22 protein-coding genes and 1 tRNA gene are annotated in these 21,173 nt (G+C 54.9%); 11 read left to right on the plus strand and 12 right to left on the minus strand.

Features of this window, described 5'->3' with window-relative positions:
• Positions 1 to 212 precede the first annotated feature (212 nt).
• The 4 genes from ACEN84_RS30480 (at position 213) to ACEN84_RS30495 (ending at position 4,572) form a co-directional block, all read left to right on the plus strand.
• Positions 213 to 401, plus strand: coding sequence for a hypothetical protein (locus ACEN84_RS30480; RefSeq protein ID WP_413712524.1), 189 nt, complete (start codon positions 213 to 215; stop codon positions 399 to 401).
• 563 nt (positions 402 to 964) lie between these two features.
• Positions 965 to 1,984, plus strand: coding sequence for an NADH:flavin oxidoreductase (locus ACEN84_RS30485; protein WP_413712525.1), 1,020 nt, complete (start codon positions 965 to 967; stop codon positions 1,982 to 1,984).
• A gap of 70 nt (positions 1,985 to 2,054) precedes the next feature.
• A complete protein-coding gene (locus ACEN84_RS30490) occupies positions 2,055 to 3,746 on the plus strand; it encodes an AAA family ATPase (RefSeq protein WP_413711678.1) in 1,692 nt (563 codons plus the stop codon).
• Entirely contained in the window at positions 3,718 to 4,572 is an 855-nt protein-coding gene (locus ACEN84_RS30495; RefSeq protein WP_413711679.1) for a hypothetical protein, read from the plus strand. Before ACEN84_RS30490 ends, ACEN84_RS30495 begins: the two co-directional genes overlap by 29 nt.
• 200 nt (positions 4,573 to 4,772) lie before the next feature.
• Here the strand turns inward: ACEN84_RS30495 and ACEN84_RS30500 are convergent, their stop codons facing one another.
• Together ACEN84_RS30500 and ACEN84_RS30505 are read right to left on the minus strand one after the other, a co-directional pair.
• Entirely contained in the window at positions 4,773 to 5,909 is a 1,137-nt protein-coding gene (locus ACEN84_RS30500) for a sensor histidine kinase (protein ID WP_413711680.1), read from the minus strand.
• 169 nt (positions 5,910 to 6,078) lie between these two features.
• Positions 6,079 to 6,777 carry a helix-turn-helix transcriptional regulator gene (locus ACEN84_RS30505; protein WP_413711681.1) on the minus strand — a complete coding sequence of 233 codons (699 nt, stop codon included), beginning with the start codon at positions 6,775 to 6,777 and terminating at the stop codon, positions 6,079 to 6,081.
• 65 nt (positions 6,778 to 6,842) lie between these two features.
• On the opposite strand from ACEN84_RS30505, the gene ACEN84_RS30510 reads away from it, so the two are divergent.
• A complete protein-coding gene (locus ACEN84_RS30510) occupies positions 6,843 to 7,415 on the plus strand; it encodes a recombinase family protein (protein WP_413712526.1) in 573 nt (190 codons plus the stop codon).
• Here ACEN84_RS30510 and ACEN84_RS30515 read toward each other — a convergent pair.
• The gene (locus ACEN84_RS30515) at positions 7,408 to 8,457 is read right to left on the minus strand and encodes a flagellin (RefSeq protein ID WP_413711682.1); all 1,050 of its coding nucleotides are present in this window, start codon (positions 8,455 to 8,457) and stop codon (positions 7,408 to 7,410) included. The genes ACEN84_RS30510 and ACEN84_RS30515 overlap by 8 nt on opposite strands.
• Before the next feature lie 165 nt (positions 8,458 to 8,622).
• Here ACEN84_RS30515 and ACEN84_RS30520 point away from each other — a divergent pair, with 165 nt between their 5' ends.
• Positions 8,623 to 9,024: a helix-turn-helix domain-containing protein gene (locus ACEN84_RS30520; protein ID WP_413711683.1), complete on the plus strand. Its 402-nt coding sequence runs from the start codon at positions 8,623 to 8,625 to the stop codon at positions 9,022 to 9,024.
• A 185-nt stretch (positions 9,025 to 9,209) separates the two neighbouring features.
• Here the strand turns inward: ACEN84_RS30520 and ACEN84_RS30525 are convergent, their stop codons facing one another.
• Both ACEN84_RS30525 and ACEN84_RS30530 read right to left on the minus strand, forming a co-directional pair.
• Positions 9,210 to 9,494, minus strand: a complete 285-nt coding sequence (locus ACEN84_RS30525) for a hypothetical protein (protein WP_413711684.1) — start codon at positions 9,492 to 9,494, stop codon at positions 9,210 to 9,212.
• 407 nt (positions 9,495 to 9,901) lie between these two features.
• Positions 9,902 to 10,510: a DUF1684 domain-containing protein gene (locus ACEN84_RS30530; RefSeq protein ID WP_413711685.1), complete on the minus strand. Its 609-nt coding sequence runs from the start codon at positions 10,508 to 10,510 to the stop codon at positions 9,902 to 9,904.
• A 414-nt stretch (positions 10,511 to 10,924) separates the two neighbouring features.
• Between ACEN84_RS30530 and ACEN84_RS30535 the strand changes: the two genes are divergently transcribed.
• Positions 10,925 to 12,766 carry a glycoside hydrolase family 15 protein gene (locus ACEN84_RS30535; RefSeq protein ID WP_413711686.1) on the plus strand — a complete coding sequence of 614 codons (1,842 nt, stop codon included), beginning with the start codon at positions 10,925 to 10,927 and terminating at the stop codon, positions 12,764 to 12,766.
• 250 nt (positions 12,767 to 13,016) lie between these two features.
• Here the strand turns inward: ACEN84_RS30535 and ACEN84_RS30540 are convergent, their stop codons facing one another.
• Positions 13,017 to 14,063 carry an aldo/keto reductase gene (locus ACEN84_RS30540; RefSeq protein ID WP_413711687.1) on the minus strand — a complete coding sequence of 349 codons (1,047 nt, stop codon included), beginning with the start codon at positions 14,061 to 14,063 and terminating at the stop codon, positions 13,017 to 13,019.
• Positions 14,064 to 14,120: 57 nt separating this feature from the next.
• Here ACEN84_RS30540 and ACEN84_RS30545 point away from each other — a divergent pair, with 57 nt between their 5' ends.
• On the plus strand, positions 14,121 to 14,753 hold the full coding sequence (locus ACEN84_RS30545) for a TetR/AcrR family transcriptional regulator (protein ID WP_413711688.1): 633 nt from the start codon (positions 14,121 to 14,123) through the stop codon (positions 14,751 to 14,753).
• 198 nt (positions 14,754 to 14,951) lie between these two features.
• Here ACEN84_RS30545 and ACEN84_RS30550 read toward each other — a convergent pair whose 3' ends face one another.
• From ACEN84_RS30550 to ACEN84_RS30565, 4 genes are all read right to left on the minus strand, one after another.
• Positions 14,952 to 15,506: a DUF302 domain-containing protein gene (locus ACEN84_RS30550; RefSeq protein ID WP_413711689.1), complete on the minus strand. Its 555-nt coding sequence runs from the start codon at positions 15,504 to 15,506 to the stop codon at positions 14,952 to 14,954.
• Positions 15,507 to 15,649: 143 nt separating this feature from the next.
• On the minus strand, positions 15,650 to 16,174 hold the full coding sequence (locus ACEN84_RS30555; protein WP_413711690.1) for a hypothetical protein: 525 nt from the start codon (positions 16,172 to 16,174) through the stop codon (positions 15,650 to 15,652).
• Positions 16,175 to 16,223: 49 nt separating this feature from the next.
• Entirely contained in the window at positions 16,224 to 16,856 is a 633-nt protein-coding gene (locus tag ACEN84_RS30560) for an NADPH-dependent F420 reductase (RefSeq protein WP_413711691.1), read from the minus strand.
• A gap of 87 nt (positions 16,857 to 16,943) precedes the next feature.
• Positions 16,944 to 17,657 carry an SDR family oxidoreductase gene (locus tag ACEN84_RS30565; protein ID WP_413711692.1) on the minus strand — a complete coding sequence of 238 codons (714 nt, stop codon included), beginning with the start codon at positions 17,655 to 17,657 and terminating at the stop codon, positions 16,944 to 16,946.
• Between the two features lie 142 nt (positions 17,658 to 17,799).
• Between ACEN84_RS30565 and ACEN84_RS30570 the strand changes: the two genes are divergently transcribed.
• Positions 17,800 to 18,375: a TetR/AcrR family transcriptional regulator gene (locus ACEN84_RS30570; RefSeq protein ID WP_413711693.1), complete on the plus strand. Its 576-nt coding sequence runs from the start codon at positions 17,800 to 17,802 to the stop codon at positions 18,373 to 18,375.
• 52 nt (positions 18,376 to 18,427) lie between these two features.
• Here the strand turns inward: ACEN84_RS30570 and ACEN84_RS30575 are convergent, their stop codons facing one another.
• Positions 18,428 to 19,450 carry an NADP-dependent oxidoreductase gene (locus ACEN84_RS30575; protein ID WP_413711694.1) on the minus strand — a complete coding sequence of 341 codons (1,023 nt, stop codon included), beginning with the start codon at positions 19,448 to 19,450 and terminating at the stop codon, positions 18,428 to 18,430.
• Between the two features lie 119 nt (positions 19,451 to 19,569).
• Positions 19,570 to 19,941, minus strand: a complete 372-nt coding sequence (locus tag ACEN84_RS30580; protein ID WP_413711695.1) for a winged helix-turn-helix transcriptional regulator — start codon at positions 19,939 to 19,941, stop codon at positions 19,570 to 19,572.
• 174 nt (positions 19,942 to 20,115) lie between these two features.
• Here ACEN84_RS30580 and ACEN84_RS30585 point away from each other — a divergent pair, with 174 nt between their 5' ends.
• Together ACEN84_RS30585 and ACEN84_RS30590 are read left to right on the plus strand one after the other, a co-directional pair.
• Complete coding sequence (locus tag ACEN84_RS30585; RefSeq protein ID WP_413711696.1) at positions 20,116 to 20,835, plus strand: hypothetical protein; 720 nt, start codon at positions 20,116 to 20,118, stop codon at positions 20,833 to 20,835.
• Positions 20,836 to 20,920: 85 nt separating this feature from the next.
• A tRNA-Ile gene (locus ACEN84_RS30590) sits at positions 20,921 to 20,996 on the plus strand.
• Positions 20,997 to 21,173: the final 177 nt, after the last annotated feature.

A 21,173-nucleotide genomic window follows, 5' to 3' on the forward strand; every position in this document is an offset into this window, starting at 1 on the left:
GACGCTGAGGCCGGTACGGGATCGAGTCCTTAACCAGTGACATCGCAACCGACGCGGCCATCGGCAGCCATGCGATCGGAGGGGCCAACGTTAGTTGGTCCGCCTGCCAACCAACGCTAATTGTTTTCATCCAGGACCATTATTTTGGTTTTCTCTTCTCTTGATGATTTCAAGTTCAGGGGCAAATCCTTGCGAGACAACACAGCGAGGAAATCATGGAACACATCGAGCCTGAGCGGATCAGCGACAACCCACTCACGAAGGTATGGGCGGTCGCTGACTTTTGCGCACGTCATCGGATAAACTCCACGGAAATGGAGAGGCTGATCCAGCTTTTCGGACCATTTGCGAGCGCCAGCGAACTTCTCCACAACGCTCGGCGCGATCCAAAATTTCGATAGTGGATGACGCACGCTGTCTCTGTGCCGAGTCTTCGAAGCTTAGTGTACCGGCCTTTGTAAATGGAGTAGCGCAAAGGCTCGCATGTTGGAGCGCATATCAAAAGCGTCCGGTTCAGTCGCAGGCGACCGTCAACGCAGCTTTAGTAATCGGGAAGACCCGAAAAGCAAGCTCGCACAATAGCAGGAAGCATCGCCGAGCGGCACCGACGATCTCGGCTTTAGATCCTATTTATTATAGCAATGAGCCTCTCGCCGCTCCGTGCAGCTCTGCAGGAGCCACAATGAATTGCTACTGAGGACCTCTTGTGTTCCCGTCTGGCAGCGTTCAATAGCTAGTTACTCTCGCGCGCCAGCGAGAACTGTTCCCGACTTGGCGGGCTCGCGATTATTTGCGTGCATATGCCCTTAAAGCAGAATAGATGGCTTGGAACCCTTTCGTCGACTCGCTTTCGGCCTCGCGGTCGCGAAAATAGAATGGATTTTTGCAGATGGATGCGACTGTTCTTTTTAGACCACTCAGCATAGGCAACCTCACGGTCGCCAATCGCGTTGTGATGGCGCCGATGACGCGTCGCCTCAGTCGCAACGGGATACCGGATGCCGACGTTGCAAAGTATTATCGACGACGAGCTGAAGGAGGCGTGGGCCTAATCATTACCGAGGGAACCACGATAGGTCGTCCTGCTGCGTCCAACGACGCGTCGATACCAAATTTCCATGAACCGCGCAGCCTCGCAGGCTGGGCCAACGTGGTGTCCGAGGTCCATGCTGCCGGCGGTCGAATAGCTCCTCAGCTCTGGCATCAAGGTCTGGCCCGCGACGCGGGTACGGGGCCTTTCCCGAGCACCCCCTCAGAGGGTCCGACCGGCATAGGTGGATCGAGCCGATCGATGACCGATAATGACATTGCCGATACAATTGAAGCGTTCTCCACTGCGGCACGGGCCGCGCAGTCAATCGGCTTCGATGGGGTTGAGTTGCATGGAGCACACGGCTACCTCCTCGATCAGTTCTTGTGGCAGGGCACCAACACCAGGACCGATATTTTCGGCGGAGACGCAATTGAACGCACCAGGTTCGCTGTCGAGATCGTGAAGGGCGTTCGGGCTGCGGTTGGTCCGAATTTTCCAGTATTCTTCCGCTTCTCGCAATGGAAGCTTCAGGACTACTCTGCAAAGTTGTCGGAAACCCCAGATCAGCTTGATCGCCTCCTCTCTCCGATTGTACTGGCGGGCGTTACCGCGCTCCACGCCTCAACGCGACGCTTCTGGGAGCCGGAGTTCCCTGGATCGGACCTGAACCTCGCCGGCTGGGCGAAGAAACTGACTGGGCTTCCTGTTGTAAGCGTCGGATCGGTAGGCCTGGCCGGAGGTGATTTTCTCGACCAGCTGCGAGGCGCTTCGCAAGGCGCTCCTGTTGGTAATATCGAAGATTTGCTGCGTCGTATGCGCTACGAAGAGTTCGACCTGATCGCTATAGGCCGAGCACTGCTCAGCGATCCAGACTGGCCACTCAAAATCCGAGACGGGCGGGTGAGCGAACTTAAGCCGTTCGATAAGACTTCGTTAGGTGCGCTAAACTAGTTTCGCGAACGGAGCACGCGCTAAAACTATCACCCTTTGAACGTTCATCATATTCAGCGTTGATTTTACCATGGCTACCAAAATACCTGCTGACGGCGAAGTGCAAGTTGTCGCTGCATCTTCAATAAACGCCGTGTTGGAAAGCGAACTGCCACGTCCGGTGATTGCCATCGTGCCAGACCCGGACAAATGGAATGACTATGGGCGCCAGTATTTCGCGACAATGTACACCCTCGCAGTTGAAGGCCCACCGGAGAAGGGCTTCATACGACTAATGTTCGAGGGGCAGACCTCGACAGAAAGAGCCTTGAAACAGTTCCTCGGCGAGCGGGACATAAGGCCTATTTCAGAGGTCTCTGTAGCGTTTGTGTCCCTCATTCCCAACGTCGATGACTACCGCGTTTTGGTTAGTGAGATTGGTTTCGGCCCTGCTGTCAGCGCATTACGAGCACTGGGTGATGCGGTCGTCGAGAACATTGAACAGACCAACCCAGATCGACTCCGGCTCATCCGCAGCGAAGACTTCTATTTAGGAATAATTCGGCAATCGGGCGCTTATGAAGCACTCTTACGGGGCGCGAGGCACTTGCGTCCAGATCCCATTGCCGCCACCGACGATTCGGCAAAAGAATTCGCGTTCGCCGCTAAACTTCCCAACGCGGAGAACGAGTACAAGGTATCATTTGACTTCCTGCCTGATCCAATCTTTGGCGACCGAGCATCCGTTCTGATCGGGAAGAACGGAAGCGGAAAAAGTCAATTTATAAATGCGCTGATTAGCTCTCTAGGCAATGCTCCCGAAGAGCCTTTACTCGCATCTTTCGACGAAAAGCCCGCCTTTTCGCGCGTGCTCATGTTCTCGTCCGTCCCTGACGATCTTTTTCCCCGAGAGATAGGCGCCTGGAGGGGAATAGACTACGAGCACTTTCCAATCAGTTCGCACGACCCTCTACGAATTGATGGAGCTTTGTCCTCGCTGGCAATCTGCATTTCTGACACCAGCTCTATATTTCCCGACGACGACGAACGCGCGACAAGGAGGATAGGTCTCGTGAAGGAAGCTCTTGGGGAGATCGGCCTCTGGGAGGGCCTGCATCTTCCTCTGGAGCCGACAGAAGGAGAAGAAGAGGACCTCCCTCACGTTGTGCAAGTTGACGGCCTCGCGTTTTTTCCGATCAAGCGGCATCGGATGAACGAACAAAACGGCCTCAAGCTCCTTCACCGTCTCGCTTGGAAGGGATCGCCGGTTGTTCTTACGGCCTCGCAGAAGGTCAGACGGCTGAGTAGCGGAGAGGTTGCAATGATTAGATTAGCCGCGCAGATCTCCGCATCTGTCCAGCCGGGCTCCCTTCTCTTACTGGATGAGCCGGAGACCCACCTTCACCCCAATTACATTTCGCAGGCTATGGTACTTTTGCAGACCGTCCTTGAAGCCACTCGGTCAATAGCCATTATCGCAACTCACTCCGCATACGTCGTGCGGGAAGTGCCGAGAGACAAAGTTCGGATATTCGACCTCGAGGATGAGCATATCGAGATCAGAAAGCCTCGGATGCAGACTTTCGGAGCGAGTATCGACGCCATTTCCCAATTTGTGTTCGGCGACCTTGAGGTAGATCATCGATATCAAGATTCATTGGAGAAATGGGCGCTAAAAACAGGCCGTGACATAGGCATTGACGCCGTTGTTCGAGACTTCGGCGGTGCACTAAACCCGGAGAGCCTTTCCTTCATTGCTGACGTCATTAAACAAGCCGACTAAGATGCGACATCTACCACCACCTAATGACCCTGCCCACGACGACGCCCTCCAAGCTCGGATTTGCTCGAAGCCCATTTGGACCAAGCACCGTACGAAATGGCAGAAAGCGTACGAGAATTACCGCCAGCACAATGGCAATCCTTGGCTTGTAGATCCGACGAACTTCCCCAAGACCGTGCAAGCGCGGCTAAAAAAGCTCTACGACACTCGCCGAAGTTCCGATGCATTACAGAAGATCCGCGATGAGCCGTATGGCTCATGTCCGGTATGTGGCTCTGGCGGCACCGGGGATCTTGATCACTACCTTCCTCGTGAGACATTCGCCGAATTCTCTATTTTGAGCCTGAATTTGGTACCCGCGTGCAAGTACTGCAACAGCGACGGCAAGGGCCGGACATACCGAGGGAGCGGAAGCGAACGCTTCATACACCCTTACTTTGATACGTGGGCATCCAACGAGATTTGGCGCGTAGTTTTCCACGAGCCTTTTGCTGCGGCTACATTTTCGCCCGCGCCACTTCATGGCCTTTTGAACGAGGTAGTTGAAGTGACGCGTTTCCATCTACAGAACGTTTTAGGGAAGCAGTTTAAACGGAGCATGGAGGTTCTATGGGCCAACTATCCCAAAACCTTATCTATGCGGGAAGGTGGTCTAAATGAGAACGTCGACTTCGAGGCCCACGTGAAGCTTGATCACGATGTTGAAGCGGTGACCAACGGCCTGAACAGCTGGCGTGCGGCGTTCCTTCGCGGACTACTTGCGGACAAGAATGCCATGGATTGGGTCACTACCCAAGCGATTCAGCACAGCCAACTTGGCGAGTAAGGTGGCCCGCGGAGTGTGCGTGGCGACGCGGCGCACCAGGTCGCCGCACGACATCCGCATACTTTATGAGCGGTGAAACATCGGGCGGTGGGTCGCACCGGAAAGACAATTGCTTCCCCGGGTGACCACCATTCGAGCGCTTCGCAGCCATTATTGCTGACTGAATGGCGACAAGTTCGGGACAAATACTCCCTGCGCCTTCAGAGCGCGGGACTTCCCGTCAGCGATCTATTGCCGGCGACCCTAAAGGACTTCTCATCGAACTGTATCGAGCATCGTACGCCTTCCGGTTCAAAGACATGGCTAAGCGTTCCCCGGAGCTGCCGCTCGACCAGCCGCGATAGAAGACCTGACCCTTCGCCCGTTTTTGCGATTGCTACCCGCGGGCCGTGGCTTTCTGTCCAAGATAAGTAAAGGTGGCCGCCATCTCGTGACCACGAGATTTCCACCCTGCCCTCCTCAACGGACAGTGCACCGTGCTTCAGCGCGTTCGTCGCCAGTTCATTGATCGCCAACCCCAATGGTACGGCCCTTGCGCCACTGATCTCAGTCACTGGCCCATTTAGAACAAACCGGCCGGCTGCGGTTGAGCGATAGGCCTCGATCTCGATCTCGATAAGCTCTCGCAGGTCCACGCTGGTTTTCGCTGGCAGCCGTTCGTCTAGCAAACTGTTCGAGCGAGCCAGCGCCCCAATCCTGTTCACAAGCTCCTCCCCGGCGTCCCCCTTCACGGACAGCTTTACGAGGCCCTGCACTCCCATGTATGCATTCTTTACCCGATGCCGAAGCTCATCTCTGGCGAGTTCGGCGTTATCCAAAGCATTTGACAACGCTTCGATCAAGCGGACGTTCTCGATTGCAGTCGCTGCTGCCCTTGCGAGCGCCTCGAGAATGGCAATTTCCCCCTCCGTGGGATTGTATGGCGAAGCCCAATAGGCTCCGATAGCCCCAATGGGATCATCCACCCCGATGGGCGTCATAGCGATCGCCTTGACGAAGGTGCCCTCGTAGAACTCTGTTGGTATCCGCGGCTCCGCGGATATATCGGGGATTATGAGCGTGCGGCGCTCTGTCATAGCCCATCCGCTGACACAAGCCGTAGCCGGAAACGTCTGCCCCTTCCACAGCGAACCGATTGCGTCCTCGTCAATGTAGTGGCAAAGATCCCCCTCTTTCCGGATGACGGCAATGCCTTGGCAGCCAACCATCTTTCGAGCTGTAGATCGAATGATTTCCACGACGCTCTGCGAATTTCGAACTCCGGCAAGGCGTGCTACAGAATGGGTTAGCGTCGCAAGTGGGGTGATTTCGCGGTTTCGATCATCATTCGGGGACATTATAAAGCCCCTCCTGGGCTCGTGCCATCAATTCCATCACGGAAGCAGCACGCCTTCGTTTTACGGTAGACACCGAGCACCAACAACCAAATAAGACATGTTCAAACATGGTTTTGGTGATACCGCAATCGCCTGAAACGCGAGCAGACAGCTCTCTCAACGCTGCGGCCTAATCCGAAACTTGGGAGACGATGAACCCCGAAAGGAGTTCGGCCGTCGTCTGGCATCCTACTCTAGCCTTCATCCGCTCAAGGCGGTGCTCCACGGTACGCCCTGAAAGCCTGACAATCCCGCCGATCTCATTAAGAGAGTATCCCCACGCTAAATTTCCAAGTATCGCCCTATCAACATCATCCTGAGCAGCTTCACTCGTCACAGGGGCGACGAAGCGGACATCGAAAAGTGCGATGAGCCGCCGTCCAGTATGCGCTCGGCGAAAGCCTATCGAAGCAAAGACCCGCATTCGCTCTGAAATGATTGATGTACTCGACAGGCCTGAAGTGTCGGACAAGTCAAACGATCTTTTCGTTACCCAGTCGACAAGCAGCTCGTTGACATCCTGAGCCACCGTTGGAAGTAGAGCATAGCGATGTATGGAACTCACATTGCCATCTTTGCTGTAAAATAGCGCGTGCCGATCTGTTAGCCACGGGCGAAGCTTATCGAACAAGGGATTCGGACCTGCCGTAGGATCGGACGCGAAGACTTCATCGAAAAGTATTCTGAAACCGCCAATCTGTGAGATCACGGCATTCAGCTCCCGCCGCAGCGCGAAAACAACTGTTTTTGTCACGAGCATGGCAGACGGCTTGTCACTTGCGAAAGCTGCTAGCAATCTTTGAAAGACCGAAAGTGCATCTTCACCCATTTGGCCTTCGACTAAAACAGTCCGTTTTGTCAATCCGGTGCAGAGGTAAGGAAACTTGTGTGAAAATGCGAATTGGATATGCGCGTGTCTCCACTGATGGGCAAAACCTTGATCTACAGACTAGCGCTCTTTCCGCTGCTGGTTGCGACCGGATTTTCGATGATCACGCGTCCGGAGCCGCGCGATCCCGGCCCGGCCTAAAGGCAGCACTTCGCCATCTGAAACCGGGAGACACACTGGTTGTTTGGCGGTTCGACAGGTTGGCACGGTCAGTGCCGCATCTCGCGGCTCTCATCACCAGCCTCCAAAAGAGAAGCGTGGGCTTTATCTCACTCACTGAGGCGGTGGATACCACCACGGACATTGGTTTGATGATTGTGTACGTGCTCGGGGCCATTGCCCAATTTGAAAGAGCGCTGATACGGGAACGGGTTAATGCCGGCCTCGCTGCGGCAAGAGCTCGGGGTAGCATCCTCGGTCGAAAACCTGCCCTCGATCAGGATCAGAAAAGGCGTGTGCGGCGTCTGTGCGAGGTGGAGCGTTTGCCAATCAGTACAGTTGCGGCAGAGTTCAACGTTCACCCTCGGACAATTCGAAGGTGTCTCGCGACACTCCCGACCGCAGCGGATACTATTTGAATAGCGTGAGCAGCCCCTGAGGAGCCTGGTTGGCAATGTTCAGGGACTGGATCGCCAACTGCTGCTGGGTCTGAAGCGCCGCGAGCTTGGCTGATTGCTCTTCCATATCGGCATCGACCAGACGACCAACGCCCTTGTCGACATTGTCCATCATCGATTTGTTGAACTCATCCTGGAGATCGACCCGTTTCTGGGTGGAGCCGACCACGGACATCCCGGCAACAACAGCCTGGATACGTTCATCGAGCTGGTTGACCATTCCGTTGTAATATTCGTTTCGATCCAGGCCGTCCTGGTTGATGCGGACTTCCGAGTTGCGCAGGGTGTATGTGTTTTCGTTTTTGACAACATTGCCGTCGTAGTCGACCCAGGTGATCGGATAGATGATGTTGGCGTTCCAGATGACGCCGTCGAGGTAGCCCATGTTCTCGGAGCCCGGTTGGTTCCAGAGATTGTCGACCGTGCGGCCGTAGTTGATCATCGTCGTTGCTTTGGTGTCGATGGAAACTGTCAGCACCTGACCGTTGACGTAACCGGTCGTGAATTCAGTTGTTGCGCCGGGAAGGTCCGGTTCGCTTTTGTCGTTCTTCAGAAGATTAATGCCGCCGAAGCTGGAGGACTCCACGACTGAATTGATTTGCTGCCAGTGCTGGTAGATTTCAGCATCGACCTTGGCGACCATCGAGTTGTCGTAGATCGGGTCTGGCTGATAGTCTGTCCAGTTGGAGTATCCGTTCGTAGCGGGCGAGGGAAGACCCTGCGCGGTAATGACGAGGTTGCGGATGGTCACCAGCTCATCGCGTATCTTGTCCATCCCCTGGTAGGTGGTATCGAGGACCGCCTTCGCGAAACCGATGCTGTCGGAGACGGCGGACATCGCCTTCTTATCGGAGCGCATCGTTGTGGCAATCGACCAGTACGCGGCGTTGTCAGACGCCTTTTGGACACGCAACCCGCTCGCGATATGGTCTTGCGACGAATTGAGTGCATTTGCGACATGCCTCAGCGTCTTCAACGCTGTCGCTGCCGCATTGTTCGTCATGATCGAAGTCATCGTGCCCCATCGGTCGCGAGCTGATTGGGCGACCACAGGCGCAAGTTGCAGCTATTCGGTTAACGCGAGGATGAGGCAGCTGGGGAAAATCCCCCATTTAGGTCGACAACTGATAGGGTTCTCTCTATTCGTGGAAAAAGAAGAAATGGATGAATGATGTCACGTCAACCGATAGCTAAATCAGAAATTGACGCCAATGTCGGGGCCAGAATCCGAGCACGCAGAAAGCTACTTGGCCTATCTCAGGGGGCTCTCGCTGAACGGCTGGGCATCACATTCCAGCAAGTTCAGAAATACGAAAAGGGCAGCAACAGAGTAGGGTCAAGCCGGCTGCAAAGCATCGCGATCATCTTGGGAACGACGCCTGCCGCTCTGTTTGGCGAGGACCCTTCCGCCTCCGAGGTCCCGGAGCTTTCCCTGATCGAGCGGCACCTCGGTTCTAACGAGAACGTTGCTCTCAACAAAGCATTTATGAAAATCACCGATCCGGGCACCCGGAAAGCCATCATCAGTTTGATAAAGTCTCTCGCCGAGGGAACAGAGGCGGTTGAGTAGCTAGTGCAGCGTCACTGGGGTGATTTAAGAGTTCGAGTTACGTGCAATCGAAAAGGAACCGCCTCTAGGGCTCGCGGCGGCTGCTTTATCGACGCGAACTACCTGCCTAAGTAGCTGTATGGTATCCTCGACTGCTGTGTCAGCCACACGCCGAAGCCCCATCTCCGTTTATTGCTGCCCAAAAACTACTCCCGGCTCTTCGCCTTGAGCAAGGCTGCTTTGGCTTTAGCTATCGCAGATGAAATGCCAAGAGCCCGCCAGTCAGCTCGTCCCTGATCACGCTCGCGAACGTGTCGCAAATATGCGTTGCGAGCTTCCTTCATGGTGATCTCACCATTGATCCATGACTGCAACAGTTCTGAGTAACGAGGATCAGCGTCGACCTTGATGCCCAGAGCTTCAGCTCTTCCCAAGGCCTTCTCCATTGCTGCTCTTCGGCGGCGGGCGACATCGGCGGTATCTTCAGTCATGGACCTTCTGTAGAATGTAGGAGGAAAAGTGTCGGATGGAGTGCTCTGAGCCAAATCACGCAAGCCCCGGAACCGCCTTTTTACCTGTCCCAAAAGCTGCGCAAAATCTCATCTTAAATCTCCAGCTTCAGGACAAGCTGTTCCCTTAGTTCGCTAGTTTCACGCTCTAAGAAGCATGGCATTCTTGAGCGAGGATGAAGCTTTCTCCGTCTTTAGCTCCGGACGTCCGACGTTACTTGGGGGACCTTCATTTTCGGGGCTATCGATCCGTGCCTTGAACTGCGCACTTTTCGACGCGCTGAAGTTCCTTCCTCGTCGGAAACTTTCGAGTGTTTCGCCACATAAAGCATCAAAAATACCGTTTTCGCCAATAACTCCCGGATCACGTACCAGCTGCTTGGACGGCGTCACATCCGTTCCCCCGCTCTTACAGCGCCTGCCAACCGGTTCGCCCGCGGCGCCAATGGGCAGACATAGCGGGAAGAATAAGCACACGAAGGAAAATACGAGAAATTGAAGTCGAGCAGCAATGTACCATCGGATCGCACTGATCCAAGATCAGCACCTTTGATGGTGTCGAGTAGATAGCGACCTCCACCGTAGGTCTCGGTTCCAGACGTTGCATCCGCGAAGGGCAGAAAAACGCCTCCGCCGTATCCCTCTATCCAATAGAGCGTAAGTTCTCCGCTGAGCTCGCGTTCCAGCCCCCGAGTCCGCGCGAAGGCATGCATCACGGTTTCACCGTCATCACCCGTCGCGACTGCAAAACGCTCTTCTGGCACTGATGTCAGTTCGACGAAAAAGCGAAGGGAAGGATTATAAGGATAGGTTGACGGGCCATGATAGTTTTCTCTGCTATCAGCCTCGATAGGTGACTGTGGGTGTAATCGAAACAACCTAGCCCGTGTTTCGCACCATAACCTCCACGATGCACTGGCGTCCTCACTAGAACGAATGTCGTGATAAAGGCCGGCGACTGTCTGGCGCCAATCCCATAACTGCTGTGTTGCCTTCAATGTCGTATCACTTTCCCGGTTCGTCTCTATATGGTCGCGTTGACCATGCGATGGCCCACATGCTGATCCGCACGATCATCGGATCCACGTCATCTCACGTGCAGCATCGTGCGGCAATGGTCACTTCAAGACTCTCGATCTGCGTCAAAAGCACCATCGGGAGATGCTAAGTCATTAACCTCATCTCGTTCAATGAAGATCGCATCATGGAGAGAGCTGCCCGGAGCAAATCTTATCAGAAGCGATACGCTCTTTTCTAGGAAAGCGCCAGGTATGCCAGTCCAAACCATAACAACCGTCGCATCGCCCGCCTCAACTCAATGGGTATCTACAGCTGGCGTAACCTCCGGCATTACTTTTGAACGGATCGCGATCTGACGCGTTTCTTAGCGGCTTTGAGTGCAGGAGGGCATAATGATGGCAGACTTGCCGAAACGCAGCAATGAAATGGCGCTCCCTTTGCCGCGGCCGATCTCGGATCACGGTGTCGTCGGCGACCTCGCCACCATGGCGTTGATCGCCAAGGATGGGGCCATCGATTTCATGTGCTGGCCGAATTTCGACAGCCCGACCATCTTTGCCGCTCTTCTCGACCCCGAACGCGGCGGGGCCTTCGAGCTTTTCCCTGACATCGCCAATGCGCGGGTTACGCAGCAATATCTGCCGGATACCAACGTGCTGCTCACACGATGGATGGGCACGGAAGCAAGCGCCGAACTGACCGATTTCATGGCCGTCAAGGACGGCGAAACGGACACGCCGACAACGGTCGCGCGCCGGCTGCGGGTAACGCGCGGCGAGGTCCGGTTCACCATGCGCTGCGCGCCGCGTTTCGACTACGCGCGGGAGACTGCAGCGCCCGAGGTCAGAAAGAATGTCGCGCTCTGGCGGCCAGCGCAGGCCGATGGCTTCAGGCTGTCGTCCAATGTGAAGCTGACGGCTGCCGGCAGCGACGTCAGCGCCGATGGACGCCTGAAAGCAGGCGAGACCGCTGATTTCATTCTCGCTGGCGTCGATGACGACCAGATCGAGATATCCGGGATTGACGCCTTCGAGGAAGCAACGATCGCCTACTGGCAGGATTGGGCATCGCAATCGACCTATCGCGGCCGCTGGCGGGAGATGGTCAACCGATCGGCCCTGACGCTGAAGCTGATGACATCTCGGCGCCATGGCTCGATCGTTGCGGCGGGGACATTCGGATTGCCGGAAGCGCCCGGCGGTACACGCAACTGGGATTATCGCGCCACCTGGATCCGTGATGCCTCTTTCACGGTCTATGCCCTGATGCGGCTTGGATACCAGCAAGAAGCTCAGGCATTCAACGCCTGGATCGGCAAGCGCGCGACGAAATGCGATACCGGCGGAAAGCTCGATATCATTTATGCCGTCGACGGCGGGCCTGTGCCCGACGAGATCAGCCTCGATCACCTGCGGGGCTATGGCGGCGCGCGTCCCGTGCGTGTCGGCAACAAGGCATCCGAACAGTTCCAGCTCGACATCTACGGCGAGCTGATGGATGCGATCTATCTCAGCAACAAATACGGTCACGCCATCTCTCATGACGGCTGGCAGGGCGTGCGAGACGTCATCGACTATGTGTGCGAGCATTGGCAGGATGCGGATGCGGGTATCTGGGAAATGCGCCGCGAACCGCAGCACTTCCTACACTCGCGGCTGATGTGCTGGGTGGCCGTCGATCGCGCCATCCGGCTTGCAAGCAAACGCTCTCTTGCCGCGCCCTTCGCCAAATGGATAGACGTCCGCAACGATATCTACGAAGATATCTGGGCCAATTTCTGGAACGAGGAAAAGGGCCATTTCGTCCAGACCAAGAGTGGCGACAGTCTCGACGCATCCCTGCTACTGATGCCGCTGGTGCGATTTGTCAGCGCCACCGATCCGCGCTGGCTGGCAACCCTGGATGCCATCGGCAATACCCTTGCCGACGATGGCGTCGTCTATCGCTATAAGAGCGCGGATGGCTTGCGCGGCCGCGAGGGGGCTTTCTCGGCCTGCTCTTTCTGGTATGCGGAATGCCTTGCACGGGCAGGCGACCTGAAGAAGGCCCGCCGGGTCTTCGAAGCGGTGCTCAACTATGCCAACGACCTCGGTCTCTACGCCGAGGAATTCGATGTCCGCTCGGAGCTGCTCGGCAATTTCCCGCAGGCCTTCACACATCTGGCGCTGATCAGCGCGGCCTACTATCTCGATCGCGAACTCGACCGCCGAAACGATCAGGAGTGGCGGCCGTAAACAGGAGCTCGCGCCATCGATGATTTTTCCGTCTCTCAGCTCAAGGAAACTGGAGCGCCTGATCAGAAAACGGGGCGCTGTGATCGGCACCCCATGGGAGGGTCCATTTCCTCAGCGTCACCATGGGTTGAGAAATCGGCGCCGTTGACGAAGCTCGTGCTATCAAGCACCGGCATTGCGTCGCCGATTGTCTTAGCGGTCGCTGAACCGACCAAACCATTCACTCGCGGCGGTCGTGGCCAAAAATTCTTCAAGCAACAGGTCTTACTGGCCTGTCGAACAATTCCGCCTTGCCGCCCGTATAGAGCTCGCGCGTGCCATGATTGTTCAGAACGGTGTAGGGAAAGACCAACGGAATGGCGCTGACTTGGTCCAAGCGAGAAATTTGCTCGCCAGTGAGCCGGAGCTTTGCAGCAGCCAAGTTGTTTTTCAATTGTGCCACGGTTCTCGGCCCGATTATCGGGAGGACACCCTTTGACGCAACCCAAGCAATTGCGACTTCTGATGGCGTTACGTTAGCCTCTCCCGCAATCTTCACAACAGCATCGAGGATTGCAGAACGCTGGGGCGTGTTCTCTTCCTGAAATACGTTGCCTCGAAAGCCTTCTCTACGACCACTTTCGCCATTTCTGTACTTCCCGGTCAACATGCCGCCGCCGAGAGGCGACCAGGCAACAACGCCAAGCCCGAGCCCAAATCCGGCGGGAAGAAGCTCTTGCTCGGTAGTGCGCTCAACCAAGCTGTACTCAACCTGAAGCCCGACTATCGGGACCATTCCTCGGATCTCTGAGATCGTAGCAGCGCGAGAGACGCGCCAAGCAGGAAAATCCGAAAGCCCTCCATAAAGAATTTTGCCAGCTCGGACCAGATCATCGAAACCTCGTACAACTTCTTCAACAGGCGTAACCCCATCAGATGCGTGCGCCCAGAGAAGATCGATCCGATCGGTCTTAAGGCGCTTGAGGCTCTCCTCGACTGACACCACCATCGCTCTGCGGCTGTTCCCTGTCGCGAGAATTCCAGACTCTGGATTGGTGCGCATAGTGAATTTGGTGGCTAGGACAAAATCGTCGCGCCGCCCTTCGAGCAGCGACCCCAGGATTTCTTCAGCCTCGCCAAACTGATAGCCATTAGCGGTGTCAAGAAAATTGCCTCCGGCCTCCGCATAGCTGTCGAGTATCCGCCTTGACTCCTCCAGGTCCGCGCCGTGACCCCAACGTGTCCCGAAATTGCCCGTGCCCAACAACAACTCCGACACTCTCAAACCCGAGTGCTCACCAAACAGTTTGTATCGCATCAGCTCCGCCTCTCTTAAAGATTGCAAGCGCAATTATTAATGGAGCGGCAGCTGTAATTGACTTTCCTTGCGAGCGCAATTAATATTTTCGGATACGATGGAGTGAATTTGATGCGTGTTTCAAAGGAAAAGGCGGCTGAGAACCGTCAGGCTTTGCTGGAAGCCGCAAGTCGGAAATTCCGCAAAGACGGGATTGACGGCGTCGGCGTTGCTGAAATTGCCAACGAAGCTGGACTAACACATGGCGCAATTTACGCGCATTTCCCATCCAAGGAAGCGCTTGCGGCCGAGGCATTTTCATTTGGCTTCGCTAAAAGCATGGAAGACACACAAGCTTGGGCGAACGAACACGGTGCATCATTCGATGATTTCGTTAAGGTACTAATGTCGCGCCGGATGCGTGATAAGATTGATGACGGGTGCCCAATGACCGCTTCCGCAAGCGAGATTTCTCGTCAAAGCCTGGACTTAAGTCTCCGCTTTAAAGACGCCTTCGAGGAGCTGGCGGCGACAATCGCCGCACCTCTAACCGGCCACACCACTGCAGCGGAAAAACGCCGGCTATCAGTAGCAGCTGTCGCCGCCCAAATCGGAGCGATAGCGGTGGCGCGTGCAGTCTTAAAAGCTGACGAGGCGCTCTCGGAAGAAGTTCTTAGCGCAGTCCGCGAGACGTTCCTTGTAACGCCATGAGGTGAAGCCCTAAGGGGATCGGGTGCCAGCGCGTGTGCGCAAATTCAGTAAAGTGTTTGCGCAACAACAGATATCAAACATAGCCATTTGGCAGTTTGGCAGACTTAAGCCGCAGCGGGCCTTTGTGGCATCCGGGTCAGGCGCTTACGCAAAACCTGCCTAATATGTTGCGGCAATTCTCAGTCAAAAAGCTCAGCATCATCCGTTAAGAGCCGCCGCGCTCATAGCACTTTGCAACGCATGCTCCAAGGCCCCATCAAGCGAATGACCGATATCTGTGACTTCGTCGTCGCCAAACTGCCCGAGAAAGTCGGATGGTTGGTCAAACGCGAAAACGCAACCCTTCGCATCATCGTATAGGATAACCCGCAGCGGAGCATATAGCGCCGCCGAAAGCTGATAACGTATCATGCTTTCAGCGGTCAGTGGATTGCCGATCTCGTACTGATATACGGTGGGCGAAACTCCTTCCATGGCGAGAAGCGACCCCATATCACGCACTTCGAAGAGCCACAGAGGCGGCCCGTCGCGTCGCTCTTTTTCTACAGATGCCAAGTCCCCGGAGCGAAGCATCTGCACAAGACGTGGCGACAGGCGCGGGATACTGGCAAGAAGCTTCTCATGAACCTTCCGAGCGGGCTGCCCACATCGGAGTTCAACATGTCTTATGGACACATGAGAATAGCTTGCTTTTGGGGCACTTAGCATCAACTTTATCTCCACAGGAACCTTCGCGGTTTCGATATGCAGCATGGGATACCCCCCTTCAACACTATCGGATCACCGCCAATGAACATCTCGAGGTCTTCTCCGTCTGCCAGCTGGTAATGAGACAGGCCGAAATCTCCGGAATCATCGACCACCGGTGTTCGTTGCATTCCGCCCACTTTAATCCGTCAACGAAACTTGGGTTCACGCCGGGCGTTGTGAAGCTCATTAGCTGTGGCAAACGGTCCAAAGAGCTGCATCAAACGTTGTTGTTCTTTCGCATCGAGACGATGGCGCGTGCAAAAGTCGCTCAGGGACCAGACCCTAATCAATGGATCTTCGCCTATTTGTTCCGGTTTCAGATGTTCCATGGGTACCTCGGTACATTTCAACTGGTTAGAATTGGCGCCAAGCGGCCATCCATCAAGGGAACGAAAAACCAAAATGATCGCGACGAGCGAAACGAACGAGCGTTGGTTGATGCAGCAACAATCCGACGACTTGTTCACCAACAACAAAACTGCCCCACCCCTCGACAAAACAGAGAGAAAGTGAAGGATATCTCCGTTGAGACGCTTAAGCGGTAGAGTGGGATAACCTCCCGCTTCGTTTGCTAGGCCCCCATTTTCGCGTTCGGCAGTAAGAACACCAGCCTGTATTGCCGCCTGAGCGGCAGCGCTCAACAAAAAAGGGAATGCCAGCACGTGAAGCACGAGCCGACATTCCCTTTTTCTCAAGTCTAAACTATTTGTGACGAAACGCCTATTTTCGCTCCCGCAAGTCGCGGTCATAGATGTACGCGGCTTTGGTTCCGCCACCCTGTGCTACCGCCAGCACTATGTTGAGATGTGCCATAGCCTCGGTATAACGCGCGGAAAGCAACGGACCAGCATCTATTGGATCAAAACCGAGATCTGCACCAAGTTCCGACACAGCAACCTTCGCGGGACCATCGTCGCTAGCGATAAACAATGTAATCTTCCGGCCGCCTCGGTTTATCGTGCTCGGCGTCATCACATCCGCAAAAATCGGATTGAAGGCTTTAACCACCCTTGCCTCAGGAAGCAATTGAGCGACGCGTTCTCCGGCCGACAGTCCATCTGGATGGACAATCGGCTGCCAATTGTGATCGACAGGGTTTGTCGCGTCGATCACGATTTTGCTGGACAGCGCTTCTCGATGAATCGACAGCACTTCATCAATCGCGCTGAACGGTACCGCAATTATCACCAACTTCGACGCGCGGATCGCAGTATTGATATCACTGACCTGGAGACGAGCATCGTCGTACCCCTTCGGGTTCCTTACTCCGATTTGAACTGTGTGACCTGCGTTTACCAATAGCGAGCCAAGAGCCTGTGCAAGAGCGCCGCCGCCAATGAATCCAATGTCCATCACTTTTGTCCTTGGAAAATTACGATCAAAGGCAAACCGGACGGTAGCTAGGCCGTCCGGTTAAGTTCACCACATGCTAGCGCAGGTTTACCCCGCCATTGCGCCCTCTAGTTTGCGACCATCGTTGGCCCAGAGGTATTCAATTTGTTGGGCGGTGGGATCCGGGAAAATGTAGCTGTCGCCATTTTCAAGGCCGCGGACAATATTTTGCGCTGCATGTTCCGGCGTGACCTTGGCGAGAGGCACATCCTTGGCGAGATCAGTATCGATAGGCCCAGGATAGATGCCAATGACTGTGACGCCGGATGCTTTCAGCGTGCCCCGAAGGGTTTGAGTCAGTGAATGCAATGCTGCCTTTGAGGCCGAATAACCGCCGAGAGGAGGAGCGGCCACAAGACCGACCACACTGACGACGTTTGCAATAGTTGACGAACCTTTTGCAATGAGAGCCGGCGCGAATGCTCGAATGACGCGAAGCGTCCCATAGTAATTCGTCTGCATGTCGCCGTCGAGCGCGTCGAGGTCCGACGAGATGAAGTCGTTGAAAGCAAGGCTGCCAGCATTATTCAGCAACACATCGATATCTGATGCAGTTGCGGCCGCCTTGTCGACCGAACCTTGGTTTGTTACGTCCAGCTGCAGCGGGACGACCCGCTGATCATCGAAATCTGGTAGCGATTCCAGCGTTCTTGCGGTCGCGTAGACTTTTTTGACACCGGCTTTAAGCAGTTCGCGGACGGTAGCTGCACCGATGCCTCGATTTGCGCCTGAAACGAGTACGACTTGATCCTTGAGTGACATAGAAGTCCCATCTGTTTTGGAGATAATGAAGAGATTATCATCGTGTAAACCGATCAGTTTACACGCGCACTGGATTAAACCGATCTGTTTACTGAGTCAACCTAATTTGCTAAAGGAGTAATTGTGTTCGAAGGGAAATGTCATGGCCGCCTCTGTAACGACGAAGAAAGCAGACATCCTGAAGCTCGCATACGAGCGATTTTACAAGACCGGCTTTACGGCGACAGGCGTCGACAAGGTGATGGCTGAGAGCGGCATATCGAAGCGCACGCTCTATAAATACTTTCCATCTAAGGACGATCTGATCGAAGCCGTTCTCGGCGAGTACGCCCGCTATGTCAACGCCACACTATTTGAACCGGTGCGATCATCGGGTCTGCCTCCGCAAGAAAAAATCCTGAAGTGCTTTGATGTCCGCAAGGAAATGCTGGACACCGACAAACGCGGATGTCTCGCGATACGTGGCTCGCAAGAGTTCGTCGGACAAAACGAACGCCTCACTGGCATATGCCGCGAGCTCGGAAGTTATGTAGAACGTCAATTCATCCACATGTGCGAGCAAGCAGGGCTAGCCGCACCGGAAGCGTTGGGAAAACAGATCACTGTTCTTTTTCAGGGAGCGCTTCTGCTCTCACAGGCTTACGGCAATTCCGAGCCATTCAGATCTGCGAAGGAGGCGACACAAGTTTTGCTGTTGGATCATAAGAGGAAGGGGTGACAGGCCGTAGAGTGACGCTGAGGCCTGCGCTATAAGATCGGTGCGCAAACGCCTAAACATCTGCTCCAACGCGCACCAACAGTTTGCCGAAATTTTTGCCTTTCAACATGCCGATAAATGCGCCTGGGGCATTTTCCAAGCCGTCGACGATATCTTCTCGATGTCTTAGCTTTTTGGCCTCGACAAGAGGAGCGAGTTCATCAAGGAACGAGGCGTAATGTTCCCGTTCAAACTCGTAATTGATGAAGCCTCTCATGGTGACGCTCAGTCTTAGCACGGAATTCATCGTCGCAGCCAATTTATCACCGGTGCTGTGTTGCGAGCCGTTGTAATTTGCGATGAGACCGCAGACGGGGACGCGAGAGAACCTGTTTAGGAGCGGCAGGACGGCGTCCCAAACATGGCCCCCAACATTTTCAAAATAGACATCGATGCCATTCGGGCAAGCTGCGCGAAGCTGGTCAGGAAAAGCCGAGGTCGTATGGTCGATCGCTGCATCGAAGCCGAGCTCCTCTTCGACATATGCGCACTTTTCAGAGCCCCCTGCAATGCCCACTGCTCGTGCGCCAGCCATTTTGGCCAACTGCCCGACCAAGGAACCCACTGGGCCGGACGCTGCGGCGACTACAACGGTTTCGCCTGGCTTTGGCCGACCAATCAGCTTCATCCCGCTATAAGCCGTGAAACCTGGCATTCCCAAGATACCCAAAGCAGTTTCCAAAGGAGCACCACGTGTGTCCACGTGTTTGAGAACCTCGCCGTTCAATACGTCGTGCGTCTGCCATCCAGTACGCCCCCGGACCAAATCGCCTTGCTTGAAGTTCGGGTGACGTGAAGAGATCACCTCGGAGATCGTCTCGCCTTCCATCACACCGCCGATCGGAACCGGATCGGCGTAAGATTTCGCATCACTCATGCGACCGCGCATATAGGGGTCAAGAGAGAGGTAAATCACCCGGAGCACGACATCTCCGTCGTCTGGTTGCCTCAGCGCGCGATCTTCAAAGCGAAGGTCGTCGACCGTGGGCGGGCCGGCGGGTCTTTTCGCTAAAACGACTTGACGAGAAGTGGTCATGCTCTGCTCCTAGCTCGTAGTACGCAATACCGACTGTATCTAGAGATGATACAGTCGGAAGTCTGCTATCACAAGCTCGAACTGGCGTGATTTCGCTCGGATGCAAGAAACAGAGACGTTCAGCGCTCTAACCTCACGGTCTTGAAATCTCTTGGACTGAGCTTCCTCCCGTCAGCGGACTCAAGTGCCAACGGAGAAAGAGGCATCCCATTTCTTTTGTCGACCATCGCGAAATCTAAGACGCCAGACTCGAAGCAGTTTTGCTCGCCCCATTGCCACAGGGCAACAAGAACTACGTAAAGCCCCTCGCCCTTTGCCGTAAGTAAATATCGGTGGCCGGCCCTGGGGTCCTCTTCGTGGACAATTTTGAGGATTCCATCATCTACAAGTTTCTTAAGGCGACTTGAGAGGATGTTTTTCGCCGCCCCAAGGCTTTTTTGAAACTCGTTGAACCGTTGCTTCCCGTTGAAAGCATCTCTGACAATCAGCAAGCTCCACCAATCCCCCACGATCTGGAGGCTTCGCGCGATCCCGCAATTTGCATCCGTCAAGTCCGCGCGCTTACCCTTCAATGGCTTTCCCTCCGTTCAGAACTGAGGTTGCAAATTTAAACTCATTCTGCGAAGATGTCGACAGGTTGCAAATTTAAACCTATGGAGAATTGTATGGCTGACCTTCTGGAAACTGCAATTGAAGCGCACGGCGGACTGGACCGCTGGGAAAAGGCCAAGAAACTGTCTGTACGTTACACGGCGACGGGGATCACGGATCTAAAAGGATGGAAAGGCGCTTTCCTAGATGTGACGGTTGTCATCGACCCGCATCGACCGCTCGCGGAGATATCACCATTCATCGAGCCTGACCAAACCGCTTTATTCGAACCGTCTCGGACTGCTATAATAAGGCGATCGACAGGCGACATTATCACTGAGCGTTTCGAACCACGCCAGGCATTCGAAGGCCACTCGTTGAATACTCCGTGGGATCCGCAGCATTTAGCCTACTTCGCAGGCTACGCACTTTGGACATACCTGACGACACCCTTCCTCTTCAACCTGCCAGGTTTCGAAGCAACAGAGGTTGAGCCCTGGATCGAAGACGGCGAAGAGTGGCGGCGCCTGAGGGTCGTTTTCCCGCCTGAGGTTGCCAGCCACTCCAGGGAACAGGTATTTTATTTCGACAAGTCGGGTTTGCTTAAACGTCATGACTACAGCGCTGACGTCTTGGGCGGAACCTCGAGCGCAAACTACGCTTTAGCACCGAAGAGTTTCGGCGGCCTTATCATACCAACCAAACGAAGAGTCTACGCAAAAGACAGCAACAATCGACCTCTGTTGGATCGCGTGGCTGTTGCCATTAACATTCACGACGTGGTGACCGCGTAACATCTGGCATTTTCATAAGGAGCTAAATTTCTCCGCCTAACCGAGGTTGCCACCTTCTTGGCCGCCGGGTATGAGTGGGCTTGGCGGGCCTGTAGCTCAATGGTTAGAGCCGTCGGCTCATAACCGATTGGTTGCAGGTTCGAGTCCTGCCGGGCCCACCACTTCCCACAGCAACCATTGCCTTCACGTCGATGCTGGCGACGGCGAGCAGTTCGTAGCCGGTTGAGACGTAAAATCCTGTACCGCCGTCCAGCCGGCGAGCACCGGCTCGCATCCAGATCTCCACCTTTACTTTTAGGGCGAGTACCAAGCGTTGCGCAGATCGAACTGACGCAGCG

Origin of the sequence: Rhizobium sp. Rhizsp82, from assembly GCF_047325115.1 — a bacterium.
GTDB lineage: Bacteria > Pseudomonadota > Alphaproteobacteria > Rhizobiales > Rhizobiaceae > Rhizobium.

Coding starts and splice junctions, on each gene's coding strand:
- ACEN84_RS30485 (WP_413712525.1), top strand. CDS start 965: ATGACGCGTCGCCTCAGTCGCAACGGGATACCGGATGCCGACGTTGCA.
- ACEN84_RS30490 (WP_413711678.1), top strand. CDS start 2,055: ATGGCTACCAAAATACCTGCTGACGGCGAAGTGCAAGTTGTCGCTGCA.
- ACEN84_RS30500 (WP_413711680.1), bottom strand. CDS start 5,909: ATGTCCCCGAATGATGATCGAAACCGCGAAATCACCCCACTTGCGACG.
- ACEN84_RS30505 (WP_413711681.1), bottom strand. CDS start 6,777: ATGGGTGAAGATGCACTTTCGGTCTTTCAAAGATTGCTAGCAGCTTTC.
- ACEN84_RS30510 (WP_413712526.1), top strand. CDS start 6,843: ATGCGAATTGGATATGCGCGTGTCTCCACTGATGGGCAAAACCTTGAT.
- ACEN84_RS30515 (WP_413711682.1), bottom strand. CDS start 8,457: ATGACGAACAATGCGGCAGCGACAGCGTTGAAGACGCTGAGGCATGTC.
- ACEN84_RS30520 (WP_413711683.1), top strand. CDS start 8,623: ATGATGTCACGTCAACCGATAGCTAAATCAGAAATTGACGCCAATGTC.
- ACEN84_RS30525 (WP_413711684.1), bottom strand. CDS start 9,494: ATGACTGAAGATACCGCCGATGTCGCCCGCCGCCGAAGAGCAGCAATG.
- ACEN84_RS30535 (WP_413711686.1), top strand. CDS start 10,925: ATGATGGCAGACTTGCCGAAACGCAGCAATGAAATGGCGCTCCCTTTG.
- ACEN84_RS30540 (WP_413711687.1), bottom strand. CDS start 14,063: ATGCGATACAAACTGTTTGGTGAGCACTCGGGTTTGAGAGTGTCGGAG.
- ACEN84_RS30550 (WP_413711689.1), bottom strand. CDS start 15,506: ATGCTGCATATCGAAACCGCGAAGGTTCCTGTGGAGATAAAGTTGATG.
- ACEN84_RS30560 (WP_413711691.1), bottom strand. CDS start 16,856: ATGGACATTGGATTCATTGGCGGCGGCGCTCTTGCACAGGCTCTTGGC.
- ACEN84_RS30565 (WP_413711692.1), bottom strand. CDS start 17,657: ATGTCACTCAAGGATCAAGTCGTACTCGTTTCAGGCGCAAATCGAGGC.
- ACEN84_RS30570 (WP_413711693.1), top strand. CDS start 17,800: ATGGCCGCCTCTGTAACGACGAAGAAAGCAGACATCCTGAAGCTCGCA.
- ACEN84_RS30575 (WP_413711694.1), bottom strand. CDS start 19,450: ATGACCACTTCTCGTCAAGTCGTTTTAGCGAAAAGACCCGCCGGCCCG.
- ACEN84_RS30585 (WP_413711696.1), top strand. CDS start 20,116: ATGGCTGACCTTCTGGAAACTGCAATTGAAGCGCACGGCGGACTGGAC.